The 24,661-nt window shown below is 72.6% G+C and carries 25 protein-coding genes; 9 read left to right on the forward strand and 16 right to left on the reverse strand.

Annotated features, from left to right (window positions below; translation table 11 throughout):
- Window positions 1-3: 3 nt before the first annotated feature.
- The gene (locus ACZ3X1_RS06005) at window positions 4-669 is read right to left on the reverse strand and encodes a DUF4389 domain-containing protein (protein ID WP_390074761.1); all 666 of its coding nucleotides are present in this window, start codon (window positions 667-669) and stop codon (window positions 4-6) included.
- Window positions 670-852: 183 nt separating this feature from the next.
- A complete protein-coding gene (locus ACZ3X1_RS06010) occupies window positions 853-927 on the reverse strand; it encodes a 50S ribosomal protein bL37 (protein ID WP_099895366.1) in 75 nt (24 codons plus the stop codon).
- Between the two features lie 115 nt (window positions 928-1,042).
- Between ACZ3X1_RS06010 and ACZ3X1_RS06015 the strand changes: the two genes are divergently transcribed.
- Together ACZ3X1_RS06015 and ACZ3X1_RS06020 are read left to right on the forward strand one after the other, a co-directional pair.
- Entirely contained in the window at window positions 1,043-1,702 is a 660-nt protein-coding gene (locus tag ACZ3X1_RS06015) for a TRADD-N-associated membrane domain-containing protein (protein WP_390074763.1), read from the forward strand.
- Window positions 1,703-1,718: 16 nt separating this feature from the next.
- Window positions 1,719-1,943 (forward strand): DUF2277 domain-containing protein, encoded by a 225-nt coding sequence (locus ACZ3X1_RS06020; RefSeq protein WP_356810318.1) that lies wholly within the window; start codon window positions 1,719-1,721, stop codon window positions 1,941-1,943.
- A gap of 10 nt (window positions 1,944-1,953) precedes the next feature.
- Here ACZ3X1_RS06020 and ACZ3X1_RS06025 read toward each other — a convergent pair whose 3' ends face one another.
- The 4 genes from ACZ3X1_RS06025 to ACZ3X1_RS06040 all read right to left on the reverse strand — a co-directional run bounded on the left by ACZ3X1_RS06025 (window position 1,954) and on the right by ACZ3X1_RS06040 (window position 5,995).
- Window positions 1,954-2,487, reverse strand: coding sequence for a hypothetical protein (locus tag ACZ3X1_RS06025; RefSeq protein ID WP_467277061.1), 534 nt, complete (start codon window positions 2,485-2,487; stop codon window positions 1,954-1,956).
- A 197-nt stretch (window positions 2,488-2,684) separates the two neighbouring features.
- Window positions 2,685-3,329: a DedA family protein gene (locus tag ACZ3X1_RS06030; RefSeq protein WP_362627511.1), complete on the reverse strand. Its 645-nt coding sequence runs from the start codon at window positions 3,327-3,329 to the stop codon at window positions 2,685-2,687.
- A gap of 221 nt (window positions 3,330-3,550) precedes the next feature.
- Window positions 3,551-5,209, reverse strand: coding sequence for an alkaline phosphatase D family protein (locus tag ACZ3X1_RS06035; RefSeq protein ID WP_467277063.1), 1,659 nt, complete (start codon window positions 5,207-5,209; stop codon window positions 3,551-3,553).
- Between the two features lie 141 nt (window positions 5,210-5,350).
- Window positions 5,351-5,995 carry an HNH endonuclease family protein gene (locus tag ACZ3X1_RS06040; protein ID WP_356810403.1) on the reverse strand — a complete coding sequence of 215 codons (645 nt, stop codon included), beginning with the start codon at window positions 5,993-5,995 and terminating at the stop codon, window positions 5,351-5,353.
- Window positions 5,996-6,535: 540 nt separating this feature from the next.
- Between ACZ3X1_RS06040 and ACZ3X1_RS06045 the strand changes: the two genes are divergently transcribed.
- Window positions 6,536-7,117, forward strand: a complete 582-nt coding sequence (locus tag ACZ3X1_RS06045; protein WP_467277065.1) for a TMEM165/GDT1 family protein — start codon at window positions 6,536-6,538, stop codon at window positions 7,115-7,117.
- A gap of 208 nt (window positions 7,118-7,325) precedes the next feature.
- The gene (locus tag ACZ3X1_RS06050) at window positions 7,326-7,847 is read left to right on the forward strand and encodes a DinB family protein (protein ID WP_467277593.1); all 522 of its coding nucleotides are present in this window, start codon (window positions 7,326-7,328) and stop codon (window positions 7,845-7,847) included.
- A 33-nt stretch (window positions 7,848-7,880) separates the two neighbouring features.
- Here ACZ3X1_RS06050 and ACZ3X1_RS06055 read toward each other — a convergent pair whose 3' ends face one another.
- Both ACZ3X1_RS06055 and ACZ3X1_RS06060 read right to left on the reverse strand, forming a co-directional pair.
- Entirely contained in the window at window positions 7,881-8,582 is a 702-nt protein-coding gene (locus ACZ3X1_RS06055; RefSeq protein ID WP_356810313.1) for an HAD-IA family hydrolase, read from the reverse strand.
- Window positions 8,583-8,764: 182 nt separating this feature from the next.
- A complete protein-coding gene (locus tag ACZ3X1_RS06060) occupies window positions 8,765-9,493 on the reverse strand; it encodes a peptidoglycan-binding domain-containing protein (RefSeq protein ID WP_467277068.1) in 729 nt (242 codons plus the stop codon).
- Between the two features lie 371 nt (window positions 9,494-9,864).
- Between ACZ3X1_RS06060 and ACZ3X1_RS06065 the strand changes: the two genes are divergently transcribed.
- Window positions 9,865-11,934 carry a DHA2 family efflux MFS transporter permease subunit gene (locus ACZ3X1_RS06065; RefSeq protein ID WP_467277072.1) on the forward strand — a complete coding sequence of 690 codons (2,070 nt, stop codon included), beginning with the start codon at window positions 9,865-9,867 and terminating at the stop codon, window positions 11,932-11,934.
- Window positions 11,935-11,956: 22 nt separating this feature from the next.
- Here the strand turns inward: ACZ3X1_RS06065 and ACZ3X1_RS06070 are convergent, their stop codons facing one another.
- On the reverse strand, window positions 11,957-12,481 hold the full coding sequence (locus tag ACZ3X1_RS06070) for a GNAT family N-acetyltransferase (protein WP_356810310.1): 525 nt from the start codon (window positions 12,479-12,481) through the stop codon (window positions 11,957-11,959).
- Between the two features lie 107 nt (window positions 12,482-12,588).
- Here ACZ3X1_RS06070 and ACZ3X1_RS06075 point away from each other — a divergent pair, with 107 nt between their 5' ends.
- Window positions 12,589-12,984 (forward strand): nuclear transport factor 2 family protein, encoded by a 396-nt coding sequence (locus tag ACZ3X1_RS06075; protein ID WP_356810309.1) that lies wholly within the window; start codon window positions 12,589-12,591, stop codon window positions 12,982-12,984.
- Between the two features lie 85 nt (window positions 12,985-13,069).
- Here ACZ3X1_RS06075 and ACZ3X1_RS06080 read toward each other — a convergent pair whose 3' ends face one another.
- A complete protein-coding gene (locus ACZ3X1_RS06080; RefSeq protein WP_356810308.1) occupies window positions 13,070-13,411 on the reverse strand; it encodes an antibiotic biosynthesis monooxygenase family protein in 342 nt (113 codons plus the stop codon).
- A gap of 107 nt (window positions 13,412-13,518) precedes the next feature.
- Here ACZ3X1_RS06080 and ACZ3X1_RS06085 point away from each other — a divergent pair, with 107 nt between their 5' ends.
- On the forward strand, window positions 13,519-15,597 hold the full coding sequence (locus ACZ3X1_RS06085) for a bifunctional glycosyltransferase 87/phosphatase PAP2 family protein (protein ID WP_467277077.1): 2,079 nt from the start codon (window positions 13,519-13,521) through the stop codon (window positions 15,595-15,597).
- 10 nt (window positions 15,598-15,607) lie between these two features.
- Here ACZ3X1_RS06085 and ACZ3X1_RS06090 read toward each other — a convergent pair whose 3' ends face one another.
- The gene (locus tag ACZ3X1_RS06090; protein ID WP_467277081.1) at window positions 15,608-16,549 is read right to left on the reverse strand and encodes a GlxA family transcriptional regulator; all 942 of its coding nucleotides are present in this window, start codon (window positions 16,547-16,549) and stop codon (window positions 15,608-15,610) included.
- A gap of 108 nt (window positions 16,550-16,657) precedes the next feature.
- Between ACZ3X1_RS06090 and ACZ3X1_RS06095 the strand changes: the two genes are divergently transcribed.
- Window positions 16,658-17,173 (forward strand): PaaI family thioesterase, encoded by a 516-nt coding sequence (locus ACZ3X1_RS06095; RefSeq protein ID WP_362627483.1) that lies wholly within the window; start codon window positions 16,658-16,660, stop codon window positions 17,171-17,173.
- Between the two features lie 155 nt (window positions 17,174-17,328).
- Here ACZ3X1_RS06095 and ACZ3X1_RS06100 read toward each other — a convergent pair whose 3' ends face one another.
- Window positions 17,329-18,573 (reverse strand): cytochrome P450, encoded by a 1,245-nt coding sequence (locus ACZ3X1_RS06100; RefSeq protein WP_356810304.1) that lies wholly within the window; start codon window positions 18,571-18,573, stop codon window positions 17,329-17,331.
- Between the two features lie 242 nt (window positions 18,574-18,815).
- On the opposite strand from ACZ3X1_RS06100, the gene ACZ3X1_RS06105 reads away from it, so the two are divergent.
- A complete protein-coding gene (locus tag ACZ3X1_RS06105; RefSeq protein ID WP_467277086.1) occupies window positions 18,816-19,985 on the forward strand; it encodes a steroid 3-ketoacyl-CoA thiolase in 1,170 nt (389 codons plus the stop codon).
- 151 nt (window positions 19,986-20,136) lie between these two features.
- On the opposite strand, the gene ACZ3X1_RS06110 is transcribed toward ACZ3X1_RS06105, so the two are convergent.
- The 4 genes from ACZ3X1_RS06110 to ACZ3X1_RS06125 form a co-directional block, all read right to left on the reverse strand.
- Window positions 20,137-20,541, reverse strand: coding sequence for an aggregation-promoting factor C-terminal-like domain-containing protein (locus ACZ3X1_RS06110; protein ID WP_467277088.1), 405 nt, complete (start codon window positions 20,539-20,541; stop codon window positions 20,137-20,139).
- A 247-nt stretch (window positions 20,542-20,788) separates the two neighbouring features.
- On the reverse strand, window positions 20,789-21,718 hold the full coding sequence (locus ACZ3X1_RS06115) for an ECF transporter S component (RefSeq protein ID WP_467277090.1): 930 nt from the start codon (window positions 21,716-21,718) through the stop codon (window positions 20,789-20,791).
- A complete protein-coding gene (locus tag ACZ3X1_RS06120; protein ID WP_356810300.1) occupies window positions 21,715-23,496 on the reverse strand; it encodes an ABC transporter ATP-binding protein in 1,782 nt (593 codons plus the stop codon). The genes ACZ3X1_RS06115 and ACZ3X1_RS06120 overlap by 4 nt, the downstream gene beginning before the upstream one ends.
- On the reverse strand, window positions 23,493-24,653 hold the full coding sequence (locus ACZ3X1_RS06125; protein ID WP_467277093.1) for an energy-coupling factor transporter transmembrane component T: 1,161 nt from the start codon (window positions 24,651-24,653) through the stop codon (window positions 23,493-23,495). Before ACZ3X1_RS06125 ends, ACZ3X1_RS06120 begins: the two co-directional genes overlap by 4 nt.
- Between the last annotated feature and the right edge of the window lie 8 nt (window positions 24,654-24,661).

The following is a 24,661-nucleotide window of genomic DNA, read 5'->3' on the forward strand; positions in this document are numbered from 1 at the left end:
CGATCAGGCCGGGCTCGCGGGGTCGGGGCCGCCCAAGTCCAGGCGGAACGGAGGGTACTTGTCGGTCATCAGGGAGGCGTAGGCGAGTACGCGCAGCGTCCAGCGGACCAGGCCCATGAGGAGGTCGAACAGGCCCCGTGGGTAGCGCCCGGTGAAGGCCAGGATCAGCACGGCGACGAAGGACAGCAGGCCGATGAGGCCGGAGAACGGGCTGTAGTCCTCCATGTACCGGTACGCGCTCCAGCCGCTGGTGATCAGCATGCCGACCACCAGCAATTGCGGGATGACCAGGAGCCACTTGACCAGGACCAGCCGGCGGGAAAGGCGGTCCGGATATTCCACGTCCACGCGGACCGGGTATTCCGGAACGTCCTTGAGGGTGAACGGCGGGTATTTGTCGGTGGCGAGCACCATGGAGCAGTAGTACTGGACGCGGGTGCTCCAGCGTATGACGCCGACGCTGAAATCGAAGAGGGGCCGCGGGTACCGGCCGGTGACGAGGATGCAGAAGAACGCGACCACGCTCACCAGCAGGAAACCGACCTGCAGGAAGAGCAGCACGATGTAGTGCGGGATGGCGAAGATCCACTTGACCAGCCACATCCATCGGGTGAGCAGGGGATCCGGCGTCGCCTCGACGCGCAGGGGGTAAGCGGGAATGGAAAGCACGGCTGTCACATCATTTCTTGCTCGCGGGGACGGTTGTTGCTTCTCCGCCATTAGGCCCCGCGGTACAGATGTGCGTCATGCCACTGGAACGCGTGGCAGGGGAATCCGTGACTTGACGAGTGCGCATTCCGCTGAGACGCGAAGACCCCCGGCCCGGAGGGGGTCGGGGGTCTTTCGGACGGCTCAGGCGTTGGGGCGCTTGCCGTGGTTGGCCTTCTTCTTCTTGCGGGCCCGCTTCTTGTTGCCTCGCTTGGCCATGGTGACAGTCTCCCTACTCTCGGTGACCTTCATGACGCCGTCAGTCTAGGCGCGGGCCGGGACGTCCGCATCAGGGCCTCTTGGCCGGTGCGGCAGGGCGTGGGATCGTCGGGAGATGGGCGAGTGGCTCGCATGGGGCGCGGTGGGCGCGGCGGTGGTCGTGGCCGTGCTGGTACTGGCGATGACGGAGCGCTCCCTGGGGGCGGGCTTCGAGCGGAAACGGGACGAGGAGCGAGCCCGACTGCTCGCCCACCTCGCCGAAGCGCCCGGCCCTGAGGCAGGGCCGCCGACCGCCGTGCCGGGGTCCCGGAAGTTCGAGGACGTCGGGGGCGGCCGACGGCCGCACGCGCAGCTCGGTGACCGACGGGACGACTTCACCCCGATCCTCGTGGAGTACTACGCCTACGGGCTCACGCAGGCGCGCAGCAGCTTCGGGACGAGCCAGCGGTTCGCCGGCGCCGGCGCGGCGATCCTGCTCGTCGGCATCGGGCTCGCCGTCCGGAAGGCCGAAACCGGCGGGGAGCTGTACCTCGGCATCGTCACCAGCGCGACGGGCCTGGTCACGACCCTGATCGGGCAGCTCTTCCACCGGCGGGCCGACATCGCACTGCGGCACATGGCCGACCAGACCGCCGCGCTTCGCGACGACCGCCGGGCCGCCGAGACGACCCAGCAGGCCATCGGGCTGCTGGAAACGGTCGACGACCCGGAGCTGCGGGCCCGCCTCCAGGCCGGATTGATCATGAAGCTTTCCGGGGCCGAGCTGCCCCGGTAAGCGGGATAGTGGAGACATGTGCCGATCGATTAAGACCCTGCGCCCGCCCGCCATCCCCGAGAAGGCGACCGAGGAGGAGATCCGGGCCGCCGCCCTGCAGTACGTACGGAAGGTGTCCGGGTTCCGAGTGCCCGCCGCACACAACCGCGAGGTGTTCGACGAGGCGGTGGACGCCATCGCCGAGGCCACCGCGGCCCTGCTCGACGGCGTGCACGTACGGGGGCAGACCGCCTCGGTGTGATCCGGGGGCGCTACCCGGCGGCGGCGCGCCGGCGCAGGACCCACACGCCGCCGATCAGGGCGCCCACGGCGAGGGTGCCGCCGACGGCGATCTGGGCCGTGCTCATCGAGCCGACGCTGCCGCCCGTCCCGCCCCGCGCCGCGCCGGAGGCGACCTGGAGGGAGGCGGTGACGCGCTCGCCGCCCGGACCGCCGCACTCGAAGAGGACCCGGTGCGTGCCGGGGCCGGCGTTGTTGAAGACGGTGGCGCTGCCGAAGAGGTTGGTGGCCTCGCGGTTTCCGGGGGCCAGCCGTACTTCACTGAACGCCGTCGACGTGACCCTGGCGACCTTGGTCCCGCATCCCTCGACGTTCAGGGCGACCCGGCCGCCCGGGGCGACCGTGGTGGGGGAGACGGTGGCGGAGGGGGCGGCGTAGGCGAGCGTGACGGGTGTGGCGGCGGCGACGATGAGGGCGGCGGCCGCGGCGGTCATCAGACGGCGCGGAGCGGCGGACCGCGAACGGGGCGCGGTGGCCGGCGGCTGGGCGAGCGGCGTGGCGGGCATGGAGAGAACTCCTCGGCTCCTCGAAACGGTGCGGCCAGGCCACGGATGTGACGCGGATTCGGTTGCGCACCGTCCTCTGGACGCTAGGAGCCCATCGCGGAAGCGGCGATCGGGGCCGGGTGAACGGGTGAGCCACTGCTCCACCCGGGGGAGCCCGCCGCCCCGGAAGCCGGCCCGGAAGCCGCCCCGGAAGCGGCCTACGCCGACGGGGTCGCGGCCACAGCCGAGGGCGGCCGGCGCACCAGGAACGCCGCGAGGGCACCCGCGGCGAAGAGCGCGACGATGGACACGGCCGTGCCGAGCCACTGCGTACCCAGCCACTGGGTGCCGAAGTAGCCCAGCGCCACGCTGTACCCGGCCCACGCCATGCCCGCCAGGACCGACCAGGGCAGGAACTCCGCCACCTTGCGCTGGGTCTTGCCCGCGCCCAGGGACACCACCGAGCGCCCCGCCGGGGCGAAGCGCGCGATCACCACCAAGGCGCCGCCACCGCGCGCGAGGGCCGTACCCAGGCGCTCCTGGGCACGCGTCAGCCGACGCGAGCGGGCGATGGCCCGGTCCAGCCGGGCCCCGCCGTGCCGGGCCACCCGGAACGCGGCCATGTCACCCAGCACCGACGCCGTCGTCGCGATCACGAGCAGCAGCAGGATGTCCGGCACCTGCTCGGGCCCAGGTACCGGCACCGGGGCGGCGGTCCCGGCCGCAGCCGCCGCTGCCGCCGCGGCGGTGATCACCAGAACCCCGCTCGGCAATACCGGAAGGAAGACGTCGAGCACGATGGACGCCGCCACCAGGGCGTAGATCCATGGGCTCGCGGTCAGCGACCCCAAAGTCTCAAACAAAGCGGGACTCCCCAGTCCGGTTGACGTGCTGCGGCATGAAGCGCCGCGACGTCGCGGGGGAGCGGCAGGGGCGGCTGACAGCCATACAGCGTACGCCCGGCACTCCTGCCCCGGGAGCCCGGGGCGGACCGTGCACCACAGCAGTGTCCACTCCACCGCCTCCCGCCCGGCCCCGCCGTCCGACCCCGACCAGGCCCCGTCATCCGGCCGGAGTCATTCCCCTACTCGGCCGCCGTGAGCTCCCGGTCCAGCACCGTCACCAGACGGGCCCCCTCCCGCTTCTTGCGCGCCTGGTCCAGGCGCAGCCGAGCCGTCCGCCCGGACAACGCCAGCGTCATCAGCTGGTTCCCGAACCAGGGACCACCCGTACGACGCCAGTTCAGCGGCGGCCGACCCGTCCGCCCGTGCAGGGAGAAGCCGCGCCCCAGCCACCGGCCCGTCCGCGACCAGCCCAGCCGAAAGCCCCACTTCACCACGGTGTGAATGGAATTGTGAACCGGCGAGCAGGTCAGTTGAAACACCCGCGCCGTGCTCGGTATTCGGGGCTCGGCCACATACGCGTGGTGCACGTCCCCCGACAGGACGCACACCGTCGCAGGCGCCCGCGGCCCCGTCCCCACCTCCTCGACCAGATCCGTCAGCGCGGCGAACGACGCAGGGAACGCCGCCCAGTGCTCCAGATCGCTGCGCCGCCGCAGGTCCTCACCGATCCGGGCCCACCGCGGCCCGCGCTCCCCGCGGCACAGCGCCGCGTTCCACGTCTCCGCATCGTGGATCAGCGGCGGCATCAGCCAGGGCAGTGAGGACCCGATCAGCAGATGGTCATAACCCCCGTGCCCGGCGAGGGCGTTCTCGCGCAGCCACTGCTGCTCCGCCGGATCGAGCATCGCGCGCCCGTCCTCGGCCAGCACCCGCCCGGCGCGCGTGTCCACCATCAGCAGCCTCGTCCGCCCGAAGTCGCGCCGGTAGCTCCACCGCACCGAGGCCGGATCGGCGTCCGCCGCGGACGCGAAGGCCCGCAGTGCGTCCGTGCCGTCGGGATCCGCACGGACCGCCCCGTACAGCCCGTCGGCCTCCAGCTCGGCGGGCGAGAGATTGCCCAGGTGCTGGTACACCCAGTACGACATCAGACCGCTGAGCACCCGCTCGCGCCACCACGGGGTCGCCCGCATCTCCGCGAGCCACGCCGCGCTCGTGTTCCAGTCGTCGATGACGTCGTGGTCGTCGAATATGTGCAGGCTCGGCACCGTCGACAGCAGCCAGCGGATCTCCGGGTCGAGCCACGACTCGTAATAGAGCCGGGTGTACTCCTCGTAGTCCGCGACCTGGGCGCCGGGCGCCTCCCGCAGATCCCGGCGGGCGGCGAGCCACTGCCGGGTCTCCCGCGACAGGGCATCGGCGTACACCTGGTCTCCGAGCAGGAGCAGGAGGTCCGGGCGCTCCGACTCCGGGTCCGCGGCCAGCCGCGCCGCGAGGGTGTCGAGCGCGTCCGGGCCGTGCGGCCCGCGCTTGCCGGCGGGCGGGGCGGCCTGACGGCAGGAACCGAATGTGATGCGCAGCCCCAACGCGGGCCGGCCCGGCCCCGCCACGACCGGAGTGGTGACCGTGCTCGGCGGGAAGCCGCTTTCGGGCAGCGGCCACACCTGCCGTCCGTCGAGCAGCACCTCATAGGCCGTCGTGGCGCCCGGGGTCAGGCCGGTCACCTGCACCAGCGCGTAGTGGTGTCCGGCTATCTGGAAGGTCCGCGCGCTGCCGCCGGCCCCGTCCGCGCACCGCACTTCGGCCGTGCACGGGCGGTCGGCCTCGACCCATATGGTGGCCGCTCCGCCCGTTTCCCAGTCGACGTGGCGCAGCAGCGGCCCCAGACGCAATCCGGCCATGCAACTCCCCCTCCTCCGTAGCCCCTTGGATCACGGTACGACGGGGAGGGGGAGCGACGCCTCCCCCTGGCGGGGGAGAGATCGACGGGCAGGGCCGGCAGTGGGCGGACGGCGGACGAAAAGTGGTCCGTCAGCAGCCGTTCAGCAGCCGTTCAGGACGTTCACCAGGGCGGTCTTCTCGCCCGAGTCCATGCTCAGACCCCAGTACTGCTTCACGTCGACCCACATCCGCGCGTACGTACAGCGGTAGGCGGTCCGCGGCGGCAGCCACTTGCCGGGGTCGAGGTCACCCTTGGCCTGGTTGACGTTGTCGGTGACCGCGATGAGCTGGGGGCGGGTGCGGTCGTTGGCGAACTGCTGGCGCTTGGACGTGGTCCAGGAGGAGGCGCCGGAACGCCAGGCCTCGGCGAGCGGGACGACGTGGTCGATGTCGAGGTCGCTGGCGACCGTCCACGTGGCCCCGTCGTACTCCGAGTACCAGCTTCCGCTCACCGCGGCGCAGGCGGAGTCCTGGACGACGTTCACGCCGTCCCGCTTCAGCACGGTCTCGCGGGTGTTGCAGGAGCCGGAGACGGTGCTCCAGTGCGGGAAGAGGTCGCGGCTGTACCCGCTGGTGGATCCTTCCGTCTTCGGCGTGACCGTCGCCAGGTACGCGCGGGCGGCCGAGGCGCTGATGGGGGTGGGCGGGGCGGCCGCGGCGGTGGGGGCGTTGACGAGGGAGGTGAGCGCGGCCAGCGCAGCTGCTGACGCGAGCACGCCAATTCGACGCGCGTAGACGGTGGGTATGAGTGCCATGAGGGGCTCCCTGGGTGCGGGGGGTGCGGCCGTGTCGCCCCGGCGGGGCGTGGCCATGCTGGCGCCGCCGGGTTGCGAGGGGGTGGGCGCCAGATGACAGCGTGGCGACATGAGCACGTCACATCAAGCCGCGCAAGGGCCCAGATTTAAATAGAAGTTGAGATTCCGCCATGGCCGGGCGGCTCGAACGGCGCTGGGGGGCGGCCGAGGCCGGGGCAGGCCGGGACACGGCCGGACCAAAGACCCATTCCGGCCCGCCACCTGCGTCGCGTACCCTGTTCGGAGCAGAAGGGGAGTAGCTCTTCGCCGGAACGTCGACATACTGCTGGGTCACCCAGCCGGCGCCCGGAGGCAGACCGCGCACAGCGGTCGGCCAGCGAGACCTTCGGCCGCAGTGTCCTGTCCCGGCGTGGGCGCGTTCCGTACGCGCACGCGCGTGCCAGGGCGCCGCCGAGCCGAAGCGACCCCTGACACACCCCAGGTCTCTCGGTACCGATGGCGCCCTGCCCGACCGATTGAGGTTCCACCCCCGTGTTCAGCTTCAGCATCACGGCGATCGCCTTCGGCGTCGTCTTCCTTGCCGAACTCCCCGACAAGACGGCCCTCGCCGGCCTGATGCTCGGCACGCGCTACCGCGCCTCCTACGTCTTCGCGGGGGTCGCCGCCGCCTTCGCCGTGCACGTCGCGCTCGCCATCGCCGCGGGCAGCGTGCTCACCCTGCTCCCGCACCGCCTCGTCCAGGCCGTCGTCGGCGTCCTCTTCCTCCTGGGCGCGGCCATGCTGCTCCTGAAGAAGGACGACGGGGACGAGGAGGTCAAGCCGCCCGCCGACCAGTCCTTCTGGGAGGTCTCGGCGGCCGGCTTCATGCTGATCCTGGTCGCGGAGTTCGGCGACCTGACCCAGATCATGACCGCGAACCTGGCGGCACGGTACGACGACCCCGTCTCCGTCGGCATCGGCGCCGTGCTGGCCCTGTGGGCGGTCGCGGGCATCGGCATCCTGGGCGGCCGCACGCTGATGAAGTACGTACCGCTGCGGCTGATCACCAAGGTCGCGGCAGCCGTGATGGCGGCGCTGGCCGTGTTCTCGCTGTACGAGGCCGTCGCGGGCTGACATCCCGGGGTGCGGTGCGGGTGTGCGGGTGCAGGTGCGGGTGCCGGTACAGGTGCCGGCCGGTGCCGGTGGCGGAAACTCCGTTGCGGACGGCGGGGCCGGGGGGCACGCTCGGCGCGTGATCGACTCGACCTCCCCCACCGGCCCCGGCCCGGCCTCCGGCCCTGGCTCCGGGCCCGTCCCGGACCGCCGTTTCGGCTGGTCCAACATGTTCGTCCACCCCGACGAGGACACGCGTGCCGACGGAGGGTTCCGGGGCGAGCGGGACGTACTCGCCGGCTACCTGCGCGACCAGCGGATCACGCTGGAGCTCAAGTGCGCGGGCCTCGACGCGGAAGCCCTGGCCAGGCGCTCGGTGGAACCCTCCGACCTGTCCCTGCTGGGTCTCGTACGCCACCTCGCGGGCGTCGAACAGTACTGGTTCCGGCAGGTCATGGCGGGCCAGGACGTACGCCGGCACTACCGCTCGCAGGAGGAACCGGCCGGGGAGTTCACCGGCGCGCTGGCCGACCCGGCGCTGGTGGCGAACGCGTGGGCGACCTGGCGGACCGAGGTCGCCTTCGCGGAACGGCTCGTCGCACAGGCTCCCGGCATGGACGTCACGGGCGATTGCGGCGGCGAGCCGATGGAGCTCCGCGAGGTGCTGGTCCACATGATCGAGGAGTACGCCCGCCACAACGGCCACGCGGATCTCTTGCGGGAGCGCATCGACGGGCGCGTGGGACAGTAGGTCTGCGTCGGCGTGCCCCTTCGGGGCGTGCCGCTACCGTGCGGGCGCGTCCTGGGGCTCCGGCCGCACCGTGATGCGGATCGAGCCGTCGGGGTCGGTCGTGACGGCGAGGGATGTCAGGTCCGGGACGTGCACCGTCGGGCCGTGCTCGGCGGCGCGGGGGCCCACGCCGATCACGCGCATGCCCGCCGCCCGGCCGGCGGCGATGCCCGCGGCCGAGTCCTCGAAGACGATGCAGTCGGCCGGGTCCACGCCCAGGGCGGCGGCACCCTTGAGGAAGCCCTCGGGGTCCGGCTTGCTGGCGCCGACGGACTCGGCCGTGACCCGTACCTCGGGCATCGGCAGCGCGGCGGCCGTCATCCGGGCGGCGGCGAGGGCGGCGTCGGCGGACGTGACCAGGGCGTGCGGAAGGCCGTCGATCGCGGCCATGAAGGCAGGGGCGCCGACGACGGGGACCACGCCGTCGGTGTCGGCCGTCTCACGCGCGAGCATCTCCGCGTTCTCGGCGAGGTTGACCTCCATGGGGCGGTCCGGCAGCAGGACGGCCATGGTGGCGTAGCCCTGGCGGCCGTGGACCACCTTCAGGGCCTCCTGCGGGTCCAACCCGTGGGAGACCGCCCAGTCGCGCCAGCAGCGTTCGACCACCGCGTCGGAATTGACGATCGTGCCGTCCATGTCGAGGAGCAGGGCCTTGGCGGTGAGGACTGCGGGTGCGGTGGTGGTGCTGGCCGGCATCGACGGGCTCCAGACGGGCGGGAAAAGAGAACAAGTGGTTCCGTCCACCGGTCAGGGAGTGAGGACGGAACCACTTTGTTCCATCACGATACAAAACTCGAGGGGTCTGCGCCACTCGCGGGCGTGTGACCCCTGTCGCCCTGTTTCCGGCCCCTGGCCTGCTCGCCCCCGCCGGCCGCGGCCTACCCCTCCAGTGCCTTGCGGGTGATGGGTCCGTACACGCCCCACTCCTGCGCGTCGATCCCGTGGTCGTACTGGAACTCCGAGAGGGCTTCCTCGACCCTCCAGTCGAACTTTCCGTGGAACCTGCCCCGGTACAGCCCCTGCGCCGCCAGCAGCCGCTGGAGCTTCTCCACCTCCGGACCGGAATCCCCGTAGCGGAGGACCGGTGCCTGCGCGGGCGGGCTGGAGGAGCGGCTCGTGCTCGGCGAAGCACTCGGCGACGGGGGCGCGGAGGACGCGGAACGGGACGCGCTCGGCGAGGCGGACGGCGAAGCCGATTTCGAGGCGGTCGGCGACTTGGACGCCGACGGGGACGCGCTGCTCGCGCTCGGCGCGACCGGAGCGGCGCTCACGGCGGGCGCCGAGGCCTTCGCGTCCAGCAGGGTCGTATCGCCGTCCGTGGAAGCGGGCAGCACCCACACCGCCACGGCCGTGCCGCTGAGGGCCACCGTCGCCGCGGCTCCGATCAGCAGCGCCAGCGGCCGGCGGCGGGAAGCGGAGCCGGACCGCTCCTGCGGGCCCCCGCCCCCACCCCCGCCCCATTCCCCTTGTTCTCCGCCGTGGACCGGGCCCGACGCGAGGTCCGCCGCTGACGCCGTGCGGAGCTGCATCGTCTCCGCCGGGTGCGGCGTGTGCGCCGGGCCCGCCTGCCAGGGGCCGTCCTGCCACGGCCCGGCCGCAGGCGCCACGGGTAGCCCGTATGCCGGAGTGTCGTCCTCCGCCTCCGTCACCGGGTGCGGCGCAGGTATCGGCGGGGGAGTCACCACACCGGACACGGGTTGCGGCGACGGCTGCTCGGCCCCCGCGGGAAGCTCGCCGGGGTCGGACAACGTCACGTACGGACGGATGCGCAGAGGGTTGAACCCCACACCCGGCGCACACCCGCAGGCGGCGCCGGCAGCGTCGCAATTTGGACAGTGCTCACCGTTCACTGGGACTCCCTCCCTGGCTTATTGCCTGCGATTATGCAGACCCGCCGCGGCCCTCCCAACCGCCCGAGAGGCCATAACCGGACACACCGCTCAGGATGGAGGTGTTGATCCGGCCGGAGGAGGAATCGATGGCTCAGGACGCGACCAAGGGTGCCGTGGACCCCCTTCCCGGCCCGCAGAAGACCGGCCCCGCCGGCGAGCACAGCGCCCGCGAGGTGCTCGTCCCCATCGGCGCACTGCTCCTGGGCCTGCTGATCGCAGCACTCGACCAGACCATCGTCTCCACCGCCCTGCCGACCATCGTCAGCGACCTCGGCGGTATGGCCCACCTGTCCTGGGTCGTCACCGCCTACATGCTCGCCGCCACCGCCGCCACCCCCCTGTGGGGCAAGCTCGGCGACCAGTACGGCCGCAAGAAGCTCTTCCAGTACGCCATCGTCCTCTTCCTGATCGGGTCGGCCCTGTGCGGACTGGCCCAGGACATGCCCCAGCTCATCGGTTTCCGAGCCCTGCAGGGCCTGGGCGGCGGCGGGCTGATCGTGCTGTCGATGGCGATCGTCGGCGACCTCGTCCCGCCCCGCGAACGCGGCAGGTACCAGGGCCTCTTCGGCGGCGTCTTCGGCGCGACCAGCGTGCTGGGCCCCCTGCTGGGCGGCGTGTTCGTCGACAACCTCTCCTGGCGCTGGGTCTTCTACATCAACATCCCCATCGGTCTCGTCGCCCTCGTCGTCATCGCCGCCGCGCTGCACATACCGGCACGCCCCTCGAAGCACACCATCGACTACCTCGGCACCTTCCTCATCGCATGCGTCGCCACCTGCCTCGTGCTCGTCGCCTCCCTCGGCTCCACCTGGGGCTGGGGCTCGGCCCGGATCATCGGCGTCGCCGTCCTCGGCGTCGTGTTCCTCGCCGCCTTCCTCCTCGTCGAGCGCAAGGCCGCTGAACCCGTCCTGCCGCTGGGCCTTTTCCGCATCCGCACCTTCACCCTCTGCTCGGCGATCAGTTTCGTCGTCGGCTTCGCGATGTTCGGTGCGATGGTCTACCTGCCGACCTTCCTCCAGATCGTCCAGGGCGTCTCACCGACCATGTCCGGCGTCCACATGCTGCCGATGGTCATCGGCATGCTGATCTCCTCCACCGCCTCCGGCCAGATCGTCAGCCGGACCGGCCGCTGGAAGATCTTCCCGATCACCGGAACCGCCGTCACCGCCATCGGCCTGCTCCTCCTCCACCAGCTGCACCGCACCAGCTCCACCTGGGAGATGAGCCTCTACTTCTTCGTCTTCGGCGCCGGGCTCGGCCTGGTCATGCAGGTCCTCGTCCTCGTCGTGCAGAACGCCGTCAGCTACGCCGACCTCGGCGTCGCCACCTCCGGTGCCACCTTCTTCCGCTCCATCGGAGCCTCCTTCGGCGTCGCGATCTTCGGCACGGTCTTCACCAACCAGCTCGACGACAAACTGGCCACCTCCCTGGCCGGCGTCACCCTGCCCGCCGACGCCGGCATCCCCCAGCTGGAGGCGGACCCCCGGGCCATCGGCGCCCTCCCCGCCGACCTCCGCCCGCGCGTCCTCGACGCCTATGCCACCGCCATCACCGACGTCTTCCTCTACGCCGTCCCCGTCGTCCTGATCGCCTTCCTGCTCGCCTGCCTCCTGAAGGAGGACAAGCTCCGTGCCTCCGTCACCGCACCCGACGTGACCGAGACCCTGGCCTCCAACCCCGTCCACCGCTCCTCCCACGACGAGGTCGCCCGGGCGCTGACCGTCCTCGGCACCCGCGAAGGCCGACGCCACGTCTACGAGAAGATCACCGAGAAGGCCGGCTACGACCTGCTGCCCGCCTCCAGCTGGCTGCTGCTGCGGATCAACAAATACGGCTCCGCGGAACCCGCACTGCTGGCCGAGCGCGTCAACGTGCCGCTGAAGGTCATCACGGACGCCGCCCGCCAGATCGAGGAGCGCGGACTCGCCGTCCGGGAGGGCCTTCCGCTGGTCCTGACCGAGCGGGGCAGCGAGGCCGCCGCGAAGCTCAGCGACGCCCGGCAGGAGTCCCTCGCCGAACTGCTCGGCGACTGGTGGGGCCCCGACCGGCCGACCGACCTCGTCAAACTGGTCGCGGAGATCAACACAGAGCTCTGCGGATCCGACGCCGAGGAGCCCTACGACGCCGAGCCCCGGCGCGACCACGCCGCCCGCTAGGCGGTGTCTCGACGGTCGGTCCTCAGACCAGGCGCTTCTCGAACCAGTGCTCCGCATACGGGCCGGAGTTGTACGCGGGTATCTCCGCATAGCCGTGACGCGCATACAACGCGCGGGCCTCCACGAGGTCCGACCGGGTGTCCAGCCGGATCCGCTCGGCGCCCAGCGCACGGCTCTGCGCCTCCAGGGCGCCGAGCAAGGCCGCCCCGCCGCCGGTGCCGCGGGCGCGCCGGTCGACGTACACCCTGGTGAGCTCGGCGGTCACCGCGTCGAGCAGGCGGATGCCGCCGCACGCCAGTGCCTCGCCGTCCAGGCGGCCGACGACGAACTGGCCCGTCGGCGGTTCCAGCCCGTCGTCAGGGAAGTCCAGCAGCCCCTGGTCGATCTCGGCCTCGGTGACCTCGCGTTTCCAGTACCGGCCGGCGACCTCGGCGTAGTAGGCGCGGCGCAGCCGGGTGGCATCGCTCGTGCTGAACGGCTCGGGGGACACGGCCCAGGCGGGTGAGGGGGTGCGCTGTTCGCTGTGAGTGTCGCTGTGAGTGGTCATGGCGTCATTGTGGAGTTCGCGCGCGATGTCCCGCGTGGAATATCCACATTGGCGGGCCGATGATAGGAAAAACGGCAATTCTGCTGACCCGGAGGGTGTGAAACGCCATGGCAGAGCATCCGGACTGTGCCCTGATCCGCCGCGGCTACGAGGCCTTCGGCAACGGCGACATGGACGCGCTGGCCGCGCTCATGACCGCCGACGTCATCCACCACGTGCCCGGCAACAACCCCATGTCCGGACACCACAAGGGCCGGGAGCAGGTCCTCGACTTCTACCGCCGCCTCGGCGAGGAGACGAACGGCACCTTCCAGGTGCACCTGGAATCGGTGCTCGCGGACGGCCGCGGGCACGTGATGAGCTTCCACACGGCGCGCGGTGACCGCGGCGACCGCGGCATCGAGATCCGCGAAGGACTCTTCTTCACGATCGTCGGCCACAAGATCACCGACATCGACCAGTGCACCGCGGACATCGACGAGGAAGACGCCTTCTGGAGCTGACCGACCCTGATCCCGCGGCCCGTGCCGACCCCGAGACGACCGTCCGGACCCCGGACCCGCCCGGGGTCCTGGCAGCGCCTGAGCGTCAGGCCTTCTTCGGCGCCGCCTGCTGCACGACCTCGAACGACCACACCGTCGAAGCCGAGGCCGCCGGCTTCGGCCGCTCCGCGCCCGCCGGCCCGCCTTCGCCGCCGCCACCCTGGTGAGCGGCCTTCATCGGCCCCTCCATCCACGCCTGGAAGTCCTCCTCCGACCGCCACCGCGTGTAGACGAGGTACTGGTCGGTGCCCTCCACAGGGCGCAGCAGCTCGAACCACTCGAAGCCGTCCGAGCTCTCCACCGCCCCGGCGCGCGAGGCGAAGCGCCGTTCCAGGACCTCCCGCTGCTCGGCGGGAACCGTCAGTGCGTTGATCTTCACGATGCTCATGGGAGCCATCCTAGGGACCCTTCGGGGGATATCGTCGTGCGGGTAACGGAGCGCGGCAGCCAGGCGAAGTCGGGGTTGCGGTCAACACGGCGGGAGGCCGGCGAGGCGTGGCGAACGCGGCAGAGCACAGCACAGCGGACGGACATGCCGGGGTCATAGGCGGTAACAGCAGGCTCGGCGCGGCGCGTCTCCTCCTGTGGGCCCTGGCCGGCGCCCTCGCCGTCAGACAGGCCGCCGCGGTGCTGCGCGTGCCACCCGCCGAGTGGCTGGGCGGCCTCCACCTCCCCGGCAGCCTTCCGAGTTCGGGCGGCGGCTCCGGCGGCGGTGCGGTCACCTCGGTCTACGACGTCGGACAGTTCGCCGGCACCCCCTTCGCCGGGCTGGTCCTCAAGCCGCTCGTCGGCCTCGCCGCGCCCTCCCTGGAGGTCGCCTGGACCTGCGTGACGCTGCTGTTCGTCGCCGCCATGGGGCTCGTCGCCGCCCGCGGCCTGCCCGACCCCGTGCCGCGCCGCACCGCGCTGCTCGCCGCGCCCGTCCTGACGGCCCTGATGATGGTCTCGCTGCCCGTCCGCGAGGCCGCCTCACCCGGCCGGACCGCCGTGGTTCCCGTCCTGCTGGTGCTCCTGGCCGTCTTCCGCGTCCCCGGCGACCGGCCCGCGGGCTTCCTCGTCGGCCTCGCAGCCGCGCTCCAGCCGGCCCTGCTGCTCTTCGCCCCGCTGCTGTGGCTGACCGGACGCCGCCCCGCCGCGCGGACCGCCGCCGTGACCTTCGCCGCCGCCACCGCGCTGTCGTGGGCGGCCCTGCCGCGCGACTCCTGGACGTACTGGGTGCACCACCTGGCCGGCACCGGCCTCGGCGGCGCCCCCGACGGCCTCGCCAACCAGTCCGTGCACGGCGCGCTGCTGCGCCTCGGCCTGACCGGGCCGGCCGAGGTCCTGCTGTACGCCGCCCTCGCGGGCCTCATCGTCTGGTCCGGCCTGCGCCGCGCGGTCCGCTACGCCCGCGACGGCCAGCTGCTGCTGGCCGTCGCCGTCACCGGCTGCGTGGCCGTCGCCGTGTCCCCGACCGGCTGGCGCCACCAGCTGCTGTGGGTGCTGCTCGCCGTCGCCGGCAAGATCGGCAAGCGCGCCGCCGACCGGCGCGTGTGGCCGGTCGCCGTCGTCCTCGCCATGACCCTGCCGAGCACGGTCCTGTTGCCGAACCTGACCGCGCTGGCCCCCCTACGCGACAACGTGCTGCTGCTCACCGCGGTCGCCGCGGCCTGCGCGGTGCCGTTCCTGCCGCGCTCGTCGCCGTACTGGCGTGACCCCGTCCCCACCGACTACGGGCGGCCGGCGCAGGCCCGCTGGTCGCGCGTGCCGCTGCTGCCGTTCTGGCGGCGCGTGCTGTCCCGCCCGAACCTCCTGCTGGAACTGCTGCTGATACGGGTCGGCTACTCGCTCTACTCCCACATCCGGGCTGCCGCGCCCACCAGCCGCTCCCTCGCCGAGGGCAACGGCAGCGAGATCCTGGGCATCGAGCGGGCGCTGGGCATCGACATCGAGCACGCCGTGAACCACGCCGTGGTGGACACACCCTGGCTGGAGGCCTTCTTCGACTTCTACTACACCTCCTTCCACTTCGTGGTCCCGCTGACGATCCTGGCGGTCCTGTACTGGCGGCGCCCCGGCGACTACCGCTGGGCCCGCGCCTCCCTGGGCCTGGCCACCGTCCTCGCCCTCGCCGGCTTCTGGCTCTACCCGCTCGCACCGCCGCGCCTGATGCCGGGCCTCGGCTTCGTCGACACCGTGCACGGTCCCCAGGACCTCGCCAACCCGTCGTACGGGGCGATGACCGCGATCTCCAACCAGTACGCGGCGATGCCCTCGCTGCACTTCGGCTGGTCGCTGTGGTGCGGGATCGTGATCGTGGTGCTGGCCCCGAAGGGCTGGCAGAAGCTGCTCGGGGCACTGCACCCGCTGATCACGGTGTGCGCGATCGTCGCCACCGCCAACCACTGGGTGCTGGACGCGGTCGGCGGAGCGGCCGTCGTCGCCGCCGGCTTCGGGCTCGTCCACGCGCTGTCCGGGCCGCGCGGCCTGCACGTGAGCGTCCCGGCGCAGCGCGCCGACGGCGCGGAACGGGAGGCGCCCGACACGCCCGACACGGCACCCGCCGCCCAGCCCGTCGCGCGGTCGCGCCCCTGAGGGCAGCCCGTCAGCCACCGCCGCGCCGCCTGCGCAGCAGCGTGCGCAGCGGCCCCGGGCTCTCGTACCCGACCCGCCGGGCTACCGCCGCCAGCGGCAGGGCCGTGGTGCGCAGCAGGTGTTCGGCCTGTTCCACACGCAGGTCCTGCACCAGCCCGACCGGCGTGCGGCCGAGCGTACGGGCGACCGCGCGCTGGAGGGTGCGCTCGCTGACGCCGAGGTCCCGGGCCGCGTCCGCGATCGGAGCCGGCTCGGCGAGGCGGGTCCGCGCCCACTGCTCGAAGGCGGCGACGAGCGGGTCGTGGCGGGCCAGCGCGCTGGGGATGGCGTACGCGGCCTGCGAGGCCCGGTCGTCGACGACGAGGTAGCGGCGGACCAGGTCCGCGAGGGCGGGGCTGCGCGCCCCGACGATCGACAGGGCCAGGTCGAGGTGGCCGAACGCGGCGCCCGCCGTGGTCACCCCGCCGGAGCTGACGACCATGCGCGTCTCCTCCAGCGTGACCCGGCGGTAGCGGTCCCGGAAGAGGGGGGCCAGCCACCAGCTGGTCGTCGCCCGCTGCCCGTCCAGCACTCCGGCCTCGGCCAGCAGGAACGTTCCGGTGCAGGAGGTGGCGAGCGGGGTGCCGCGCTCGCGGGCCTCCGCCAGGATCCGGCGGGCCGGGCGGTACGCGGCCGACGCGACGGCCTCGACCAGGGCCTCCGGGCGGCGTTCCCTCAACGCGGGCACCACCAGCAGGTCCGCGTCCTCGGCCACGGCGGCCGGAGCGGTGTCGATGCGGTGGCCGAGGCCGGTGCGGACCCGGCGCCGCACGCCCACCGTCACGATGTCGAAGGCCGGCGGCGGTGCTCCGGCCACCCGGCGGCGCAGCGCATCGGCCGTGTGCAGCACGTCCAGGACGGCCGAGATGCCCGAGTCGAAGACCCCGTCGAGGGCCAGTACGGCGATTTTCACCGCTCCACGGTAGCGCCGAGCAGCCCCTGCCGGGGCTGTCGGAATCCGTACGGAAGCTGCCGGATCCGACACTCCCCGTTCGGCCGGGCGGCCCCTAGGGTCGTTGCCATGACCACGTATGACACCAGTGCCCCGCTCCGCAGCCGTACCCACAGCTGGCAGCCACGGCCGGACATGACCCCGGAGATCCTCGGCATGAGCGGCCTGGAGATCCTCCGGGCGAGCCTGAAGGGCGAACTGCCCGGCGCGTCGATGATGAGCACCCTGGGGTTCCGGCTCACCGAGGCCGCCGAAGGCGTCGCCGTCTTCGAGGGCGACCCCGGCGACCACCTGCTCAACCCCATGGGGACGGTGCACGGCGGCTTCCTGGCCACCCTGCTCGACTCGGCGCTCGGCTCGGCCGTGATGACCATGCTCCCGGCCGGCACCGCCTACACCACGGTGCAGCTCGGGGTGCACATGATCCGGCCGGTCATGGCGGACACCCCCGCCCTGCGCTGCGAGGGCACCGCCCTGCACGTCGGGCGGACCACGGCCACCGCCGAGGCCCGGGTCACGGGCACGCACGACGGCAAGCTGTACGCCCACGCCACCACGACCTGCGCGATCCTGCGCACACGCTGATCCGGGGCGCGCCCGGCGCGGGCCGAAGGGGCGCCGCTGTGAGCGAGGATCACCCCGGTCGGTGGGTCCGCCACTCGAACGGCGGGGCCGGGCGACCGGGGGACGGCAGGGGCCGGGGCGTGGGAGGAGCGGCCCCTGCCGTCCTGGGTCACCGGTCAGCCGTGGCTGACCCGGAGCTCCTTGATGCCGTTGAGCCAGGCCGCGCGCAGGCGGCGCGGATCCTGCCCGGCCATCCGCAGGTCGGGCAGCGCGTCGGCCAGGGCGTTGAAGATCAGGTCGATCTCCATCACGGCGAGGGACTTGCCGAGGCAGAAGTGCGGGCCGCCGCCGCCGAAGCCCAGGTGCGGGTTCGGATCGCGGGTGATGTCGAAGACGTCCGGGTTCTCGAAGACCTCCGGGTCGTGGTTGGCGGAGGAGTAGAACATCCCCACCCGGTCGCCCGCCTTGATCTTCTGGCCGCCCAGCTCGGTGTCCTGGGTGGCGGTGCGCTGGAAGGACACCACCGGGGTGGCCCAGCGGACGATCTCCTCAGCGGCCGTGGACGGCCGGGTCGCCTTGTACAGCTCCCACTGCTCGGGGTGGGTGAGGAAGGCGTGCATGCCGTGGCTGATGGCGTTGCGGGTGGTCTCGTTGCCCGCGACGGCCAGCAGCAGCACGAAGAAGCCGAATTCGTCGGAGCCGAGGTTGCCCTGGCCCTCGGCCGCGACCAGCTGGGTGACGATGTCCTGGGCCGGGCACTCCTTGCGCTGCGCGGACAGGTTCATCGCGTAACCGATGAGTTCCATGGCGGCGTTGGAGCCGACCTCGGCCGTGATCGCGTACTCCGGGTCGTCGTAGGCGATCATCTTGTTCGACCAGTCGAAGATCTTCGCCCGGTCCTTCTGCGGTACGCCGATCAGCTCGGCGATGGCCTGCAGCGGAAGCTCGCACGCCACCTGCGTGACGAAGTCGAAGCTGCCGTCGGCGGCCGCCGACGCGGCCTCCTCGACGATCTTCCGGGCCCGGTCGCGCAGGGCCTCCTCCAGGCCGCGGATGGCCCGCGGGGTGAAGCCGCGCTGCACGATCTGGCGTACGCGGGAGTGTTCCGGCGGGTCCATGTTCAGCATGATCAGCCGCTGGGCATCTATGGCATCACGCTGGATGTGCTCGTTGAAGCGGATGATCGCGGTGTTGGTGGTCGAGGAGAACAGCTCGGGGTGCGTGGAGACGTACTTGACGTCCGCGTGCCGGGTCACGGCCCAGTAGCCCTCGTCGTCGAAACCGGTGACCCCCCGCCGCTGCGGGCACCACCACACGGGTGCGGTCTGCCGCAGCTGCGCGAACTCCGGGTACGGGACCCGGCTTTGGAGCAGGTCGGGGTCGGTGGCGTCGAAGCCGTCGGGGAGCGCGGGGCAGGACATCGGGCAACTCCAAAGTCTGATGGACCATCAGAAGTTGGCTCGAAGGTAGTAACGAGTTCTAGAAGTGACAAGGGGCGGCGCGCCAACTGTTGCGTGTGGAATCCGTGCAGGCCGCGTGCAAGACCCTTGCGTGCCGGGGCCCCAGGTCATAAGACTGCGGATAGAACTAGAACGCGTACTAGTTCGGGGCGGGGCGCCGGGACGGCCCGCCGCGCTGGCGCTGTGGAGGAGAGGACGAGCTCATGGCCGCGGAACCCGTCATCGTCGAAGCCGTACGCACACCCATCGGCAAGCGCGGAGGCGCGCTCGCCAACCTCCATCCCGCCTACCTGCTCGGTGAGACCTACCGCGAACTCCTCGCCCGTACCGCGATCCAGCCGGACTGCGTCGAGCAGATCGTCGGCGGTACCGTCACCCACGCCGGCGAGCAGTCCATGAACCCCGCCCGCAACGCCTGGCTCGCCATGGGGCTTCCGTACGAGACGGCGGCGACGACCGTGGACTGTCAGTGCGGCAGCTCCCAGCAGGCCAACCACATGGTCGCCAACATGATCTCCGGCGGTGTCATGGACATCGGCATCGCCTGTGGGGTGGAGGCCATGAGCCGCGTGCCGCTTGGCTCGGGCTCCAAGCACGGCCCGGGCAAGCCCTTCCCGGACGAGTGGAACGTCGACCTCCCCAACCAGTTCGAGGCCGCCGAACGCATCGCCCGCAACCGCGGCCTGACCCGTGAGGACGTCGACCGCCTCGGGCTGCAGTCCCAGGAACGGGCCCGGACCGCCTGGGCCGAGGAGCGGTTCAAGCGCGAGACCTTCGCCGTGCAGGTGCCCACCACGGAGGAGGAGCAGGCCGCCGGCCAGGGCATGTGGCGCCTGGTCGACCGGGACGAAGGCCTGCGCGACACCAGCATGGAGGCCCTGGCCCGGCTCAAGCCGGTCATGCCCACCGCCGTGCACACCGCGGGCAACTCCTCGCAGATATCCGACGGAGCCGCCGCCGTGATGTGGGCCTCGCGCAAGATGGCCCGCGCCCTCAAGCTCAAGCCGCGCGCCCGGATCGTCGCCCAGACGCTCGTCGGCGCCGACCCCCACTACCACCTGGACGGGCCGATCGACGCGACGCGGGCCGTGCTCGGCAAGGCCGGGATGTCGCTCAAGGACATCGACGTCGTCGAGATCAACGAGGCCTTCGCCTCCGTCGTCCTCAGCTGGGCCAAGGTCTTCGACCAGGACATGGAGAAGGTCAACGTCAACGGCGGCGGCATCGCCCTCGGCCACCCCGTCGGCGCTACCGGCGCCCGCCTGATCACCACCGCACTGCACGAGCTGGAACGCCGCGACAAGGAGTTCGCCCTGATCACCATGTGCGCAGGCGGCGCACTGGCGACCGGGACGATCATCCAGCGCCTCTGACCGCGCACGCGCGCACACCCCCCGCGCGCAGGCGCCCGCGATCCCGTGGGATGGGATGCAGAAGGCCCCGGGGGCCGGACCTGGGGAGGCCGGCCACCGGGGCCTTCGAACGTCTTGCTACTGCTACTGCTGCGGCAGCGTGTGCTGTGGCTTAGTACCAGTGGTTGGCCTGCCAGAAGTTCCACGCCTGGACCGGGCTGCCGTAGCGCTCGTTCATGTAGTCCAGGCCCCACTTGATCTGGGTGGCCGGGTTCGTCTTCCAGTCGGCGCCCGCGGAGGCCATCTTCGACCCCGGCAGAGCCTGGACCAGGCCGTACGCGCCGGAGGAGGCGTTCGTCGCGGACGGGTTCCAGCCGCTCTCGTGCGAGACGATCTTGTCGAAGGCCGCGAACTGCGCCGGGTCCTTGATCATCTGCTGCGCGATCGCCTTCGCGCCCGTCGGAGCGGCCTGCGCGGGGACCGCGGCAAGCATGGAACCGGCGACGCCCAGGGCGAGGACGGAACCCGCGAGGGCCTTCTTGGAAGCGGCGATGCGGCGGATGACGGCGTTGGACACGGATGAACCTTCCGAAGGGGGCAAGGGCGGTCGCGGGCATGTCGAGGACATGCGTGAGCCACTCACGCGAGGGAGAGAGGTTCGTCGGCGGCGGGTGGAGTACCCCTGCCGCCCTGCGACTCATCCAGTTCTACAGACGCCCCGACGCCCTGGCAAAGACGCCGTCTACTAGCCCACCCCGCACGTCGGGACCGTCGACCCCCGCTCAAACCGGGCGAATGCGCCCTTACCGGCCCTGTGGGGTCCACTACCCGCCCTCGTATGTGACCTGCGTCCTGTGGGCCGCCTCACCGGCCAAGCCCCCGGAACTCACCCTCGGTGGTCGGCCGGCACACCCGTCGGTGGCAGGTTCACGGGCCTCCACGCCCCCGGAATCGAAGGAGCCGGCGGCGTCGAAGGCAGCTTTGCGAGTCGCCCGCCGCAGCGCCCTGAGCAGGGTGCCCCCGAGCGCGAGCGTCAGTACGACCGTGAGCGTCCCCCGGCCCAGGTCCCACCCCAGCGAGGTCGCCAGGTAGTACGCGACGAACCTCGCGAGGTTCGCGGCCAGCGGGTCCCCCGGATGGAAGGAGATGCCCAGCGTGAGGTCCTGGATGATCACCCAGCCCTGCAGGTTCATGACCGCCCCGTACGCGAAGGAGCCGGCGAAGCCGTACGCGGCCAGCATCAGCAGCTCCGCCCGGCCCCGGATCCGCTCCGGACCCGGCAGCATCCCGGCTCCCAGCGAGAACCAGCCCATCGCCAGCATCTGGAACGGCATCCACGGCCCGACCCCGCCCGTCAGCAGGGCCGAGGCGAACATCGTCACCGAGCCCAGGACGAAACCGAAGCCCGGACCCAGGACGCGGCCGCTCAGCACCATCAGGAAGAACATCGGCTCCAGCCCGGCCGTGCCCGCGCCCAGCGGCCTCAGAGCCGCCCCGACGGCCGCGAGCACGCCGAGCATGGCCACCGCCTTCGCGTCCATGCCGTTGTCGGCGATCGTCGCCACGACGACGGCGACGAGGAGCGGCAGCAGCGCCGCGAACAGCCACGGGGCGTCCTGGGAGTGGGCCAGGCCCGACTGGCGGTCGGCGAGCAGCGGCCACCCGAAGGCCGCGACGCCGATGAGCGAGACGAGGATCAGGGCGGCGGCGGCCCGGGGGCCGATCCGGACCGGGCGGCTCGCGAGGCGGCTCATCGGGTCCGCTCCGCATCGAGGGCCTCGGCGACCTGGCGCACCGTGAGCCAGTGGCCCGGCGCCAGCACCTTCGCCACCTGGGGGGCGAAGGCGGGCGAGGAGACCACGACCTCCGCCGTCGGGCCGTCCGCGACCACCTCCCCGCCGGCCAGGATCACCACGCGATCGGCCAGTTCGGCGGCGAGCTCCACGTCATGCGTGGCCAGGACGACGGCGTGCCCGTCGGCGGCCAGGCCGCGCAGGATCTCGATCAGGCGGGCCTTGGCGGCGTAGTCCAGACCGCGGGTGGGCTCGTCGAGGAGCAGCAGGGCGGGGCGGCCCGTGAGGACCAGCGCGAGGGCCAGCGCCAGGCGCTGCCCCTCCGAGAGGTCCCGGGGATGGACATCGCCGGGCACCCCCGGCAGCAGGCCGGCGACGAGGTCGCGGCAGGTGCCGGGGGGCGCGCCGGCGTCGGAGTCGGCGGCGGCGCACTCGGCGGCCACGGTGTCGGCGTAGAGCAGGTCGCGCGGCTCCTGCGGGACGAGGCCGACGTGGCGCACCATCTCGGGCGGCGGGGTGCGGTGCGGGGTCCGGCCGCCGACGGTCACCTCGCCGGTGGCGGGGGCGAGCGTACCGACGAGGGCGGCGAGCAGGGTGGACTTGCCGGCGCCGTTGCGGCCCATCAGGGCGATGGTCTCGCCGGGCGCCACCGTGAGGTCGACGGCGCGCAGCACGTCGGTGCGGCCGCGGCGGACGCCGAGGTTCCGGGCCCGAGCGGTGTCGCCTGCGGCGGGCTCGGCGGGTTTCGGCTTGCTCCGGCCCAGCAGGCGGCTGAGCAGCCGCGGTGCGGCGTCGCCGCCGGGGGCGCCGCGCCCGGACCCCCGCGCCTCAAACGCCGGCGGGGCTGAAAGGCCGGGGCTCCGCCCCGCACCCCGCGCCTCAAACGCCGGCGGGGCTGGGTTGCCGGGCGCGGAGCCCGCCGTGTGCGACAGGCGGTCCCGCAGGGGTGCGGACAGGCGGCGGGCGTCGCGGACCGACAAGGGGAGGGGGGACCAGCCCGCGAGGCGGCCCAGGGAGACCACCGGCGGGCAGACCGGGGAGACGGCCATCGCCTCCGCCGGGGAGCCCAGGACCGGGGCCGCGCCGGGGGCGGGCAGCAGCAGGACGCGGTCGGCGTACTGCACCACCCGCTCCAGCCGGTGCTCCGCCATCAGCACGGTGGTGCCCAGGTCGTGGACCAGCCGCTGGAGGACCGCCAGGACCTCCTCGGCCGCCGCCGGGTCCAGCGCGGACGTCGGCTCGTCCAGCACCAGCACCTTCGGGTGCGTGGTCAGCACCGACCCGATCGCGACCCGCTGCTGCTGGCCGCCGGACAGCGTCGTGATCGGCCGGTCGCGCAGCTCGTTCAGGCCCAGCAGATCGAGGGTCTCCTCCACCCGGCGCCGCATCACCGCGGGCGGCAGGCCCAGGGACTCCATCCCGTAGGCCAGCTCGTCCTCCACCACGTCCGTCACGAAGTGCGCGAGGGGGTCCTGGCCCACCGTGCCCACCACGTCCGCGAGCTCGCGCGGCCGGTGCGTACGCGTGTCACGGCCCGCGACCGTGACCCGGCCGCGCAGGGTGCCGCCCGTGAAGTGCGGGACCAGCCCGGAGACCGTCCCCAGCAAGGTGGACTTGCCGACCCCGGACGGGCCGACCAGCAGCGTCAGCTCGCCCTCCGGGACCACCAGGTCGACGCCCTGCACCGAGGGGCCTTCCGCTCCGTCATAGGTGACCGACACCTGCTCGAACCGGATCACTGCGACGCCTCCTTCGGCGGTACGGGGGCCACGAAGGCGGGCAGCAGGCCGATCAGGACCGCGGCCGCCGGCCACAACGGCAGCGTGGGCGCCACCAGCGGGACCACGCCCGGGTGCAGACCGGCAGGGTCGACACCGCCGGCCCGGATCAGCAGGCCCGCGACGGCCGCCCCGGAACCGGCGACCAGCCAGGCACGCGCACCCCACCGGTCGGGCCGGTAACGGGTGCGCACCGACCGGCGGCCGCCCAGCCGCAGACCTGCCAGGGCAGACGCCGCGCCGATGCCGAGCACGGGCAGCCCGTACGAGGCGCCCTGCGCGGCCAGCAGACCGTACGTGCCCGCGCACATCCCGAGCAGGCCGCCCAGGGTGAGGACGGTGGTGGTGTGCCGGACGGCCGGCGGTACCTGCGCCGTACGGCCGTAGCCGCGGGCGTCCATCGACGCCGCGACGGAGACCGAACGCTCCAGGGCGCCCTCCAGGACCGGCAGGCCGATCTGGAGGACCGCCTTGATCCCGCCCGTGGGGCGTCCGCGCAGGCGGCGGGCGGTGCGCAGGCGCATCACGTCGGCGACCATGTTCGGCGCGAAGGTCATGGCGACGACGACGGCGACCCCGGCCTCGTACAGGGCGGCCGGCAGGGACTTCAGGAGCCGGGCCGGATTGGCGAGGGCGTTCGCGGCGCCGACGCAGACGAGGAGCGCGGCGAGCTTCGCGCCGTCGTAGAAGGCGAAGACGAGCTGCTCGGCGGTGACCCTGCCGCCGAAGCGGATGCCCTGCGCCCAGGCGGGCAGCGGCACCTCGGGGAGGACGAAGAGGACGTGCGTACCCGGGATGGGCGAGCCCAGGAGCATCGAGAAGAGCAGGCGCAGGCCGACGACGACCAGGCCGAGCTTGAGGAAGGCCCCGTAGGAACGGGCCCAGGGCGCGTCCGTGCGGCGGGCCGCGACCACGAAACCGGCGACGCCGACGATCAGCCCGAGGACGAGCGGGTTGGTGGTGCGCGACGCGGCGGTGGCGAGCCCGAGGGCCCACAGCCACCAGGCCCCCGCGTGCAGGGCGGTGGCGCGGCTGCCCTGCGGCGCCTTCCATCGTTCGTACGACGACCGGCGCGGGGAGTCCGCCGCCCCGGGCCCGCTCCGGCGGGGCGGGGGCACGGGGGCGG

The organism is Streptomyces sp. NPDC023541, assembly GCF_055559995.1.